Below are 11,646 nucleotides of genomic sequence, written 5' to 3'. Positions count from 1 at the left end.
AGGGTATATGCGGGAAGCAAAAGAGATTACTTTGGTGCTGGCGTCCAATGACAAACGCTCCCGCAATCTGGAGCAGGCCCTGCGCGAGCGCGTTGGGAATCTGATCACCATTGACTATGATCCGGTTGCACCTCACTACAAGTACCTGGCCGCGTTGTTGTCCTATCATCCCGACCGGGCTGTCTGGTGGACGCGATATCAATGGCATCCGATTATCCAGGCCGGGCGTCGCGCCAATATCGTGTCCCGGCTTAAGTCGCTGGCGCTACCCTTTGATGCGTTGCTGATGTGGGGTAGCTGGACCCATCCCCTAAAAGGCTCCCCCTTTTCAGACAAGCCTTTCTATTATTACATTGATCAGAGTTGCAACAAGCGCCTGGATCCCTTCGATCCCGTGGATGCCCCGGGTTTGACCAAACCCCGCCTGGCGTTTAATCAGGCGCAGGGTGTCAGTTATCGCGATGCGAAACGGGTGTTTTGCATGTCTCAATGGACGCGGGAGCAAACCCTGGACAGTCACGATATTGAAGACGACAAGGCGGTTGCCGTCGGTTGGGGGCCGATCGGGATCAATTTGCTGGAGGAAGATTTGAGTGCCCAGCGTGCAGACAAGATTGTGCTGTTCGTGGGGAATGAATTCCTGCGCAAGGGTATGGATTATCTGCGGGAAGCCATACCCATGGTGGTGGATCAGGTGCCGGATGCCCGATTTATCGTTGTGGGTGAGAATGCGGATCATTATGAATTGGAAGGGCACCCCAACCTGGAGTTAACCGGGTTGATCTCGGACGTGGAGGCGCTGAAAAATCTGTACAGGACGGCGTCCGTATTTGTACTGCCCCATCGTTTTGAGCGGGCAGGTCATGTCATCATTGAAGCAATGACAGCAGGTCTGCCTATCGTAACCTCCAATCAGGGCGGCCCGCCGGAGGTGGTAAAAGAGGGGGTCAATGGGTTTGTCATGGAGATTGGTGATGTCAATAAGTTGGCGGAATCCCTGATCACGCTACTGCAGAATCCGGACCTTGTTCGCGCCTTTGGCGAAAGCAGTAAACAGATCGCCGCTGACGGATATTTATGGGGTAATATTGCCGACAAAATGCTGGACTGTATTGTGGGTGATCTCCATTAACCTTATTTGAGAAGGGGCGGGGCGCGGTGGTCCACTCGGGCAGGTAAGAGTAAACTGTACTCCGTTTTGATTTTGGTATGGATACTATTGGACACCAACCTACACGGATTTTTACCAAATTCAGGTGATTAGGTGCGGGATAACAACAGTAGAATGGAGCCTGCTGAGAATCCGGCACCGGCCTGCCACAACAAGTGTCTCAAGCGACTATCCACAAATCTGATTTAGATGGTTTATACAATGCAGGATACAAACTGTGATCTGGTAAGTGTGGTGATTCCCGTCTATAACGCCGAGCGATATCTGCAGCAGACACTGGACAGCGTTTTTCGGCAGACGTACCGGAACATTGAAGTGGTTGCCGTGGATGACGGCTCCACCGACCAGTCGCTGCAGATACTGGAATCCTATGGCGATCAACTGAAGCTGGTAAAGCAACCCAACAAAGGGGCGGCCGCCGCCAGGAACCTGGGTGCCCGGGTGGCGACGGGTAAGTGGATCGCATTTCTGGATTCAGATGATATCTGGGCCGCCGATAAAACCCGGCAACAACTGGAAGATTGCGCGCAGTATCTGTGGTCGTACAGCGATACCGAGTTCTATGGTGGTGTTAACAACGGCAAAAAAGACAGCGACTTCTCACCCAAGTCCGAGGGCAACATTCTACAGGAACTCATCCAGTGCAATTTTATCGGCACCTCCAGCGTCATCATTGATCGCGAGATGTTCCTGGGGTTTGGTGGTTTCGACGAATCCCTGGATTCCATTGAAGACTGGGAGCTGTGGATGCGCATAGCGGCGCAGCATAAGGCGGGATATTGCAAAAAGGCCCTGGTGCAGTACCGCATCCACCCAGCATCCATGTCACGCAGTACGCGCCGGACGTTGCCCAGTCACATGGTGGTGATTGACCGCGTGTTTGGTGCCGGAGGGCCAGCGGCCCACCTGGCGGGGTTGCTGAACCAGACCAAAGCCAATTCCTATGGCATTTGCTCCGATATTGCAGAGGAGGAAGGAGACCAGTCCTTTTCCGTCTATTGTGCGTTGATGGCGTTGCGCCACGAACCACTGCAGATAGCCCGTTACAAGGCCATGATCAAGTCCATACTGAAATACTTGATGGCATTTTCCAGGCCCAAAAGGCCCAACCCTTCATTGCATGATTAAGCTGTAAGGTTGAACGTATCTGAATGAGCCAAGTCCGCCAAGCAATTTTCTTTTCTCTTGTTAATTCCTATTCGTTGCAGGCTGTAAGCTTTGTAACGGTCGCGGTTTTGGCGCGTTTGCTTACACCAAAAGAAATAGGATTGTTCGCTGTCGCCACATCCATAGCCTTTCTGGCATCTTCCATCCGTTCGCTCGGTGTCAGTGAATACCTGATTCGGGAGAAAGAGATAACGGCAGAGCAGGTTAAGTCGGTGGTGGGTGTTGTTCTGGTCATGTCCTGGGGGCTGGGCGCGGTGCTGCTGGCGGCATCTCCCTGGATTGCAGAGTTCTATGGCGAGCAGGATCTCACTTTAGTGCTGTGTATTATCACGATCCCTTTTTTCCTGGCACCGTTTACGGCTGTTCCCTTTGCCCTGATGGCACGGGAGATGAATTTCAGCCATATATTCCGGGTGGACTTTGCCGGTGGATTGATTGGCAGTGTTTCCAATATCAGCCTGGTGGCCATGGGCTTCAGCTATTACGGACTTGCCTGTGGCACGGTCATTGGGGTGGTCGCGGAGTTTTTGATCATTACCTATTACCGCCCCAAATCCATGGAGTGGATGCCTTCGTTCCGCAACATGGGGGAAATTTTCCGCATCGGTATGCTGATCAGTATCAGCAAAACCTTGAATACCACCTCCCAGAATGTAACCGATTTGGTGTTGGGACGGTTGGCAACCATGGACAAAGTCGGGCTGTTTTCCCGCGGTATAGGGCTGATTCTGTTTCTACGTAACCTGATCATCAACTCCGTGGGCAATGTGGCGCTTCCCCATTTATCACAGGTGCATCGGGATGGGGAATCGGTAAAGGATGCGTATCTTAATGCCATTGTGCTGGTGGGGGCCTTCGCCATGCCCATCTTTGCGGTGGTCAACCTTTCCGCTTATCCCATGATAACCGCGCTGTTTGGCAATCAATGGACCGAATCCACTGAAATTGCCTCGATTCTCGCCATCTGGGCAATGTTGCAATCCGTTCACTGCTTCTCCTCTCAGGCGTTGCTCACCATTGGCAAAGAGCGCACCATCATGTGGTACGACACCCTGTCATTTGCCGTCAAGTTGGGGTTGATTATTGTTGCCGCCACCATCAGCATGACCCACGTGGCCTGGGCGATCGTGTTGTCAGGCGCATTTGACCTTATTGTCATCTCCTGCATTCTGTATTACGCCATATCGCTGTCGCCGCTGCAGGTGTTTCGGGCATTCGCGCCGAATCTGATTGTGGCTGTATCCTGTTGGGGGGCAATCAAGCTGCTGTCGTTGGAGGTCAACTTTGAAGAGACCAATTCGTGGCTGGTGATTCTGCTGATTGCCGCGGTGGCGGTGCCGACCTGGACATTGGGATTGAAGTTAACCAGTAACAAGGCCTGGGCAATTGTTGTCGAGCTGTGCTCGCACCTGTTGAAAGTGGTGAGTCGCAAGGGAAGCCAAGGCAAGGGAAGCCAGGGCTGATCCCTTGCGACCGGTATACCGCTAGAGTTGTGATCCGGAAATATCGGTGGGAGGATTGGGTGGGCTCAATGCGTTCAGTTCATGTGCCCCGATGTCCACCTTGCCTGCGCCGCTCCTGACAAAGCCGTCGATATCAGTGGTGGCATACTCCGATACGCTGACTTTATCCACGGCAGCAATAGCTGAGCTGTTCAGGCGCAGGTTAGCGGTGGCTGCATCCACAAACATGTCTGCATCGGCGCTGGTCAGATTGCCTGATTGAGAAAAGCTTGCTGAGTTTCGACTGCCGATGGGGGCATCAACCAGGTTGTTGATCGCCTGTGCGCCCGTTGTGGTACTGAAACGAAATTCGATGGATTTGTTCAGGTTGCCGTTGCTGAGCACGGTATTGTGAGCCACCACGGTATTCGGCGAATTCCATACCAGGATGGCGCCATCAGAGTCGGCGATGCGATTGGATGAGAACTGGCCTGGGGCGTAATACACCATATTGTTGCGAATGATGCCTCCGCTGTGATCAACATCACCATTGCGTTCCATCAAGCCGAAGGCGATGGCCCGGTCAACATTGATAAAAACGTTATTCTCAACCACTGAGTTTTGCCCGCCGTTCCACATCAACACCGCCGGATTCCACCACCAGCTGGAACTGTCGGGGGTATGAAAATTCTCGAACCGGTTACCACTAATCAGCCAGTTGTCCCCGGCGTGAATATCAATGCCGTTGGTGTAACCGATGCCGGCACCGTGATCGGTTTGAGGGGTGCCGTTGGTATAGGCAAAGCGTGAGTTCAGCACCACACCATTGTCGACGCCAACCCCGTACTGCGTAGGATTGCCCTTAACGAGCTGCTGGCCAGTGTTCAAAATTTGAACGCTGTTAAAGGTGGGCGACTGGGCTCCTGAATTCAGGACAACGCCATGCAGATAAAAGTTCTGAATGGTCAGGTTCATCAGTTGTAAATCCGCTGCGTCGGTCCAGATTCCGTGGGGGGCATTGCCAAAATCGGCGTTGTCCATGCCTGCGCCGTTCAGTACCACCGCTTCGCAGGAACCACCGTTGCCCCGTATGGTGAGGTTGTTGGTGCGAATGTACAGAGTGGATGACAGGTTATAAGTGCCGGGGGCCAGTAACAGAGTGGTTCCCGCTGCAGCGTTCTGGATGGCGGTTTGCAATTCAGCATTGCCGGACAGGGACAGCGTTGGCCCGCTGATGGCAGGCAGCTCCGCCTGGGGCAGGCAGGGGGAGGCGGCAGAAACCCTGACCGAGACCAGCATCAGAGCAATTAAGAATAACGATGTTCTCGTGGAGTATAAGGGGGTATGAGCGTGTATTTGCATGGGTGACACCGTCGGGGCCGCTGAAGGATGGATAAGACTCGATTGCTAAGACTAATCCAGTCAAAGCGGATTTTCAGCTTTAAGAAGTCTAATTGTGACTAAATTACCAGATAGGCTGCGGCGGTGGTAGGATTCTGTGGCTCAAATGAAGGCGCTGACCTCACAGTTTGATGTGTTACACAGGTAGGACTAAAATTAGGGTCCCAGTGCGAGGGGCCCATATAAATGAATGCAGTGCCAACATGACGACTGGTTCTAAGAAAACTGTGATTTCCCTCGCCATATGAACTTTTAGGGGCACGATGTCAGGGTAGACGTAATATACTTACGGCAAGCTCAATCATGACATGGCAGGATGTGCCTGTGTTCCCAGTGGAGGATGAGACGTGTTTCTGCATCAAATTTTATGTAATTCGACAATGGGTCGAGGATTACCTGTCAAACAGGCGTTGAAGGTAATTTCGATGGTGGCAGTGTTAGGCTCTCCGGGCGTGTCGTACTCCGCTGATCTGGCCACGCTACAGAATTTGCCCCTGTTCCAGATTGGCAACCTCAAATTTGCGGGTGGATTCAAAGTGCCCCAGGAAACATTGGGTGAATCCGAAGCCAGTTACGCTGAGGGCCCCATCACCCTGGGTGCCAATGGCACCTCCATGTATATGGTGGGCCATGCCTATCAGCAGGCCATTGCCGAAATCAGCATTCCTGAAATCGTAAACACGACGTCGGTCAGCGCCTTGAGGCGAGCTTCAGCCATTCAGAATTTCAGTCGGGTGTTGTCCCGGCCCGCCAGCGGTAACGTGGATAATCTGGACCGCATTGGGGGTATGGAATATGTGAACGGAATGTTGCTTGTCAATGCCTACGTCTATTATGACGCCAACGCCGGCGCTGACACGACCACCATGGCAATTCAGAACGCAAACAATTTGTCCGGTTCTGCCGTTGCCGGTTACCATCGCTTTGCCGCCCGGGCTCATGCCGCCGGGTGGATTTCGCCCATACCGGCTGAGTGGCAACAGGCACTGGGCGGAACCCATATCTCAGGTTATTCCAGTGGTGGCCCGATCATCAGCCGTTGGAGTGTTGGCCCGTCGGCCTTTGCCTTTACGCCAACCAACCCAAATCTGGCGAACGCTTCACCCACTACCATTCCTGCCACCACATTGATGGATTTCAGCCTGCAAAACCCAATGGGGATGGATGCCGGGTCTGCTGAAAGCTATCTGAACAATTCAGATCGTAATAACAAAATGTGGAACCACATCACTTCCGCGAAGTATGGCTTTGTGGTGCCGGGCACCAGAACCTACATGGCGGTTGGTTTTTCCGGTGGCTACGACAGCGGTGTGGGCTACAAGATCACCCAGGACAACGGTAATGTCTGTGGCGGTTACTGTGCATATAGTGCATCAGACTACTCAAATTATTATTGGCTGTTTGACCTCAATGATCTGTTGGCCGTCAAGAACGGATCCATGAACTCTTATGATATTAAGCCCTATGCTTTTGGTAAATTCGAAAGCGCGTTTGCCAACGGTGGGTTCTCGCCGATTCTGGGCGGGGCCGTGGATATCAACAGAGGATTGCTGTATCTGAATCTGGAAGCGGTTGAGCCTTTTGAATGGGGTGGTGGTTATCCCGGTGTGGCGGTGTACTCGCTGGGTACTCAATCGCCCCCAAAGCCGCCGGCCGACACTAACGCCCAAGTATTGGAATAATCCGCAGTACTTTTCGCCTGGTTGGGCAGGGCACGCTGCCCAACCAGTCCTTACCCCCCCCTTAATTCCCTATTCCCTCTCTTCAGGCGTTTCCAGGCTCGCTAGCGGATCTCAATGACACTGACGCTGGTGGCGCTTTTCTGGTGTGGGTTAAACACCGTTACCTGCTGCCCGTTTTTTATGAGCTCCGCTGCCAGGGCTTCCACGTCATAACTGTGATGCTGGAGCAGAACAAATGCATTGTGCGAGAGGGCGGCAATGTGCTGTTGCTTGATGGGGTTCGGCTCGGGCTTTTCTTCGAAATAGTACAGCGCCATCAGCTTGTGCACTTTCTGCAGCTTGTCACTTCTGTCCAGATAGTAAAACACATCACCCGGGCTTAGGTTTGCCTCTATGTATTGGGCTGCCGCTCGGTGGTTTTCGATGGGCGTCGTTTTATTACGCAGCAACAAGGCGGACACGGCGAGGTTGGAAATCATAAACAGAATCAAAGCCGGTGTAGCCAGGTTGAAAAGCGCTTGGTTGAGCGCTTGCGCAGCCAGGGTGATGAGAATGGAAAAGGCCGGCAGCAAAACGATAAAATTTCGATGGGTCGATATGGGTGAATGAAGGTCTATGAATGCGATGAGGGCTATGTAGGTCACCAGCACAAGGCTCAGCTTGCGCCCGTACACGGATTGGCGGGCTTCGGTTTGCCGCTGCTTTGTTGAAAAAAGAATCACCAGCAATAGCAGTGCCGTAAACACCACGGCGGTCAACACATCCTTCAACCCAGCACCAACCAGTGCCTCGGAAACAACATTCAGCTGTGGGGTCAGGCCATCGGATACGGTGGCGACAGTGGTGGCTATGCCGTTGGTTTCAATCCAGAAATTCTGACCGGTTCGGCTGCCGATGTCTCCATACAGGTAGTGGATTGCAGGCCACACCAGGCACATGCCGCCCAGCAGGATAAAGCCAATGCCAGCGCGCAGGTCCCTGCGTGCATCCACCAATAAAAGCAGAATAATGGTGCCGCTATAAATCAAACCGAAGTAGTGCGTCAGTGAAAGCAGCAACAGAGAAACCGCCAGTAGCACCGGTTTTATGCGGTGGGTTGGTTCACGGCAAGAATCCAGATACAGGAACGTAGAGCAGGTAGTCAGCAGCAGTAGCAATGAATAGGATCGGGTTTCCTGAGCAAAGTAGGAAAAAAGAGAGCAACTGACCATAACAGTGAGCGCCGTCAGGGTAGTGGCTTTATGGAAATGCCGACGCCCCAATACCCAGAAAGCAAGCACGGTCATCAGGGAAAACAGGGTGCTCAGCGCGCGGGTGGTGCGCTCGCCATCACCGAAGGCCGTGATCCAAAGCTTAAGTGCAAACTGATAAAAAGGCGGGTGCACATCCTCCATGATGAAATCGGACATCATGGAAGCCATTGACAGGCGTGCACCAACTACGGAATAGAGTTCGTCCCACCAGTAGGAGTAGGACAGGACCAGGCCGGAACAGGCCATAGCCAGGCCACAAAACAGGATTGCACCAAGAAAGTAAGTTTCTGATTTCTGCATGGTATCGTTTGCCGGTGTTTAAACTGGCCCATTAAAGTGGTCGGTCAGGAGTTAATAAGATTGCGTATCAACCTGGGTAAATACGTGATCAGACGTGCCAGTTTATAGGATTTTGACTGATATATGTTGCGTAACAGTATTGCTGACTTGGTGTAACGGTAAGCGGCTTCGGAATTCAGTAAATTGCTGTAAAGGTAATGATCGGTTGGCTGCATGCCATCAACCTTCTCACGCTCGGGTGCGGGCAGGTTATAGTATATTTTTGACAATGTATGGTGGATGCCGGAAAGCTCCAGGTTAACCGCTTGTTGAACCGTTGCAGGCAGAGCTAAGCGCTGACAAAAAGCCTGCATCTGAATAAAGCAAACAAAATAGCCGTAAAAGTGATTGAAAGTGTGGCTTTGAGTCATGGTGGAATTGGCTCTGACCCGGCGGTTGAACAGGGTTGACTTCAGATGCGATGCACGGGCTGCGCTCAGCAGGCATTGGATTGCGAAAAGATTATCCTCGTGAATGATACCTTCGTAGAAATGTATATTGTGCCTGATCATATGCTCGCGGCTGGTGATCTGCAGGCAAGGCGAAACAATATAATTACCATCGTTCTTCAAGTGCAGAAACAGGTCCGGGCCATTGGTTATCTCTTCGTAGGATCGGTTACGGGTGAAGTAATATTCTTCGCTCAGGTCGTTGGCGCTCATATTCGCTTCATAAAACGTGCGTCCATCGAAGTACAGGACATCCAGATCATTCTCTGATGCTTTTCTGTAGAGCTGCTCCAGTGCTTTTAAATCCAGCTTGTCATCCGCATCCATAAAATAGATGTACTGGCCTGTGGCTTGTTTGAAGCCCCGGTTGCGGGCTGCTGATTGCCCGGCGTTTTCCTGACTGATGATTGAAATACTGGGGTGGATTGCAGCAAAGTGCTCAAGAATATTGAGGCTGGAGTCAGTTGAGCCGTCATCGACGCATATTATTTCTATTTCTTTCAGTGACTGGTTAACAATAGAGTCCAGGCACTCCTTCAGAAAGGGCGCAACGTTGTAGACCGGTATAACGACAGATATCTTTATATTATGCATAGCATCTCGCTGACTCTGCCACCTAATGAGTACTGCCGCTGAACAGTCCTTTCATAACACCGCTCAACGCTTCCTTGGTTGAGCCCAGATTGTTGAAGCTGATGCCACCATTCAGGGTGAGGTCGAAGACATCAATGTCGCAATCGCTCAGAATATTGGTTCTTGGCAGGTCCAATGGATTGGATGTCTGTTTAATGGTTCGATACTGGCCACAGGTAAAAATCAGCTGGTAACCTGCCTCTTTGGCCATGTGGTCATGTTGTTCATTAAAGTCTACTCCGCGCCGACCAAATGGGTAGGCGAACGCCTGGCAATGGCCGATCCGTTGCTGGATGGTGTGTTTTGATGCGTTGATCTCCTGCCTGGATTCAGCGTCCGGGAGGTGGATCAGGCTGCGATGGGTCACTCCATGGGAGCCAAACTCGATCACCGGTGACTGCTTCATCGCATCGATCTCATCCCAGGTCAAAAAGCGCATGGCCTCATAGGTGGAGGAGGTAAAGAATTGCTCTGCATCGAAACGGGTTTGCGTTTGAAAGTCCTGGCACGCCTGCTGGATCTCGTCTGCGGTAAGACTGGCAAACTCTTTGGTAAGCTCAATGAAGGTATCCTGCTTATCATCGGCGCTGGCAATGGGAAAGCACTTACCTTTGAATGTGAGTTCTTCGCAGGCACTGCACTGTAAGATTGAAATCAGCATTTCAGGCCATCCCAGGGTCTGCTGGCCCACCAGCCCGGTGGATATAAAGACGGTGGCGGGAATATTGAATTTTTCCAGGATGGGCAGTGCGGTTGAAAAGTTATTATAAAAGCCATCATCGAATGTAATGACCACAGCGTGCTTTGGCAGGCTGTGGCGGTCCAGCGCTTCCCGTAGCTGTGACAGGGTTAAGCAATTAAACTTGGAATGGGCCAGGTACTCCATTTGTTCGTGAAACAAATCTTCATCTATATGATAGGGAGTCTGGAACAGGTTGGCCTGTTTGGGGAGAACGCTGTGATAGGTCAACACGTTGGCTTCCTTCCGGGTCAGGAAGCCTTTGAATGCCCGCTTCTTTGATGTTTCAAATGACATCGGTATCTCCTAGATTGAATTCCCATAACTGTGGGTTATTCATGGCTTCTTTCAGCGGTTTGTTTCGCGCATAAAACATGAAACGGTGAGTGCTGGGGGAGGAGCTGAAGCCAAGCACACGCAGTGCCTGTGCCAGTGGTTGATTGAGTGCAGTGGTGGTCATGGCGGTATAGCCAAGTTTCCTGTAGTGGCGAATCGCTCTGATCAACAATTGTATCAGTTGGGGCTGGCATTCACCCGCCATGATAACATCCATAATGGCAGCGGTTTTGTTCACATTATCAGCGTGGATTACCAGCAGGCAATGGGGTTGGTGATCCCGCAGGGCCGCGAAGTACCGACAGGACAGATTGGGAGAATCCTGGTATCGCCACCTCAGGTACTCAGTCGATTTCAGGATTTTGATTCGGCTGGCAGTATCCTGGGACGGCAAGTCAGGAACCCAATCGGGATTTAACTGATCCGAACTCGGGTAGGTGTAGCCACCCCTGTTGGTGAGCAAGCCTTTCAGATGGGTCCAGTTCAGCAACAGGCTTCGGATGCAGGCAATGGCCAGGCGCCGCAGCCGTGCTTTCACGGGCGCGGGGCTGGTGTCGGGCTTCAGGCCGTAATAATAGTTTTGGATATGGCTGTTGAGCTGCAGGAAACCAGCGGCGGTAAACAGCTTTTCCGCATCATCGGAAACATAGGAAGCGTAGTGTACCGGGCGTTCGGCGAGCATCTTGCGAAACAATCTCAGCGCCGGCAATCCCTTGCACTGCTCGGTGACAAAGAAATCCACCGGATGACAGGCTGGGTGATGTTCCCCTTGCACCGAGAGCGTTGCGGGCAGGCCACCGATGGCCCCACAAATCCGCTGGTCTTGCTGCAATGCAAAAAACAGCGGTTTGCCCTGTGACTCAGGATGGCGCAGGAATTCCCATTCCCATAATGCTTGGTTGGTAAGCTTGGGAATATGCGCAAACTCCGCGACATAGAACTGATGAAGCGCGATGGCATCATTCTCCGTTATCGCTTTTATCTCAACTGCGCTGGTTTCCCGGGCCATGGTTGCTTCCGTCATGATGGTTCCA

Annotated in this window: 9 protein-coding genes; 4 read left to right on the top strand and 5 right to left on the bottom strand. The window is 52.2% G+C overall.

Annotation, left to right across the window (positions count from 1 at the left end; translation table 11 throughout):
* Positions 1–7: 7 nt before the first annotated feature.
* The 3 genes from D9N13_RS22315 to D9N13_RS22305 all read left to right on the top strand — a co-directional run bounded on the left by D9N13_RS22315 (position 8) and on the right by D9N13_RS22305 (position 3,801).
* The gene (locus D9N13_RS22315; RefSeq protein WP_290594187.1) at positions 8–1,132 is read left to right on the top strand and encodes a glycosyltransferase family 4 protein; all 1,125 of its coding nucleotides are present in this window, start codon (positions 8–10) and stop codon (positions 1,130–1,132) included.
* Between the two features lie 240 nt (positions 1,133–1,372).
* Positions 1,373–2,299 (top strand): glycosyltransferase family 2 protein, encoded by a 927-nt coding sequence (locus tag D9N13_RS22310; RefSeq protein ID WP_290594186.1) that lies wholly within the window; start codon positions 1,373–1,375, stop codon positions 2,297–2,299.
* 23 nt (positions 2,300–2,322) lie between these two features.
* Complete coding sequence (locus D9N13_RS22305; protein ID WP_290594185.1) at positions 2,323–3,801, top strand: lipopolysaccharide biosynthesis protein; 1,479 nt, start codon at positions 2,323–2,325, stop codon at positions 3,799–3,801.
* A 21-nt stretch (positions 3,802–3,822) separates the two neighbouring features.
* On the opposite strand, the gene D9N13_RS22300 is transcribed toward D9N13_RS22305, so the two are convergent.
* The gene (locus tag D9N13_RS22300; protein WP_290594184.1) at positions 3,823–5,142 is read right to left on the bottom strand and encodes a hypothetical protein; all 1,320 of its coding nucleotides are present in this window, start codon (positions 5,140–5,142) and stop codon (positions 3,823–3,825) included.
* Positions 5,143–5,606: 464 nt separating this feature from the next.
* On the opposite strand from D9N13_RS22300, the gene D9N13_RS22295 reads away from it, so the two are divergent.
* Positions 5,607–6,863 carry a hypothetical protein gene (locus tag D9N13_RS22295; RefSeq protein WP_290594183.1) on the top strand — a complete coding sequence of 419 codons (1,257 nt, stop codon included), beginning with the start codon at positions 5,607–5,609 and terminating at the stop codon, positions 6,861–6,863.
* Between the two features lie 101 nt (positions 6,864–6,964).
* Here D9N13_RS22295 and D9N13_RS22290 read toward each other — a convergent pair whose 3' ends face one another.
* From D9N13_RS22290 to D9N13_RS22275, 4 genes are read right to left on the bottom strand one after another with little or no spacing between them, the layout of a single operon-like run.
* Entirely contained in the window at positions 6,965–8,416 is a 1,452-nt protein-coding gene (locus D9N13_RS22290; protein ID WP_290594182.1) for a glycosyltransferase family 39 protein, read from the bottom strand.
* A gap of 44 nt (positions 8,417–8,460) precedes the next feature.
* Positions 8,461–9,498, bottom strand: a complete 1,038-nt coding sequence (locus D9N13_RS22285) for a glycosyltransferase (protein WP_290594181.1) — start codon at positions 9,496–9,498, stop codon at positions 8,461–8,463.
* Positions 9,499–9,520: 22 nt separating this feature from the next.
* Positions 9,521–10,573, bottom strand: a complete 1,053-nt coding sequence (locus D9N13_RS22280) for a polysaccharide deacetylase family protein (RefSeq protein WP_290594180.1) — start codon at positions 10,571–10,573, stop codon at positions 9,521–9,523.
* Positions 10,563–11,636, bottom strand: coding sequence for a hypothetical protein (locus tag D9N13_RS22275; RefSeq protein WP_290594179.1), 1,074 nt, complete (start codon positions 11,634–11,636; stop codon positions 10,563–10,565). Before D9N13_RS22275 ends, D9N13_RS22280 begins: the two co-directional genes overlap by 11 nt.
* Between the last annotated feature and the right edge of the window lie 10 nt (positions 11,637–11,646).

The organism is Ketobacter sp. GenoA1 (genome assembly GCF_003671475.1).
Classification (GTDB): domain Bacteria; phylum Pseudomonadota; class Gammaproteobacteria; order Pseudomonadales; family Ketobacteraceae; genus Ketobacter.
This window is presented reverse-complemented; position numbering and strand designations above follow the sequence as displayed.

Excerpts from the sequence above, each read along its gene's own strand:
- D9N13_RS22290 (WP_290594182.1), bottom strand. The coding sequence starts at position 8,416 with ATGCAGAAATCAGAAACTTACTTTCTTGGTGCAATCCTGTTTTGTGGC.
- D9N13_RS22295 (WP_290594183.1), top strand. The coding sequence starts at position 5,607 with ATGGTGGCAGTGTTAGGCTCTCCGGGCGTGTCGTACTCCGCTGATCTG.
- D9N13_RS22310 (WP_290594186.1), top strand. The coding sequence starts at position 1,373 with ATGCAGGATACAAACTGTGATCTGGTAAGTGTGGTGATTCCCGTCTAT.
- D9N13_RS22285 (WP_290594181.1), bottom strand. The coding sequence starts at position 9,498 with ATGCATAATATAAAGATATCTGTCGTTATACCGGTCTACAACGTTGCG.
- D9N13_RS22315 (WP_290594187.1), top strand. The coding sequence starts at position 8 with ATGCGGGAAGCAAAAGAGATTACTTTGGTGCTGGCGTCCAATGACAAA.
- D9N13_RS22275 (WP_290594179.1), bottom strand. The coding sequence starts at position 11,636 with ATGACGGAAGCAACCATGGCCCGGGAAACCAGCGCAGTTGAGATAAAA.
- D9N13_RS22280 (WP_290594180.1), bottom strand. The coding sequence starts at position 10,573 with ATGTCATTTGAAACATCAAAGAAGCGGGCATTCAAAGGCTTCCTGACC.
- D9N13_RS22305 (WP_290594185.1), top strand. The coding sequence starts at position 2,323 with ATGAGCCAAGTCCGCCAAGCAATTTTCTTTTCTCTTGTTAATTCCTAT.
- D9N13_RS22300 (WP_290594184.1), bottom strand. The coding sequence starts at position 5,142 with ATGCAAATACACGCTCATACCCCCTTATACTCCACGAGAACATCGTTA.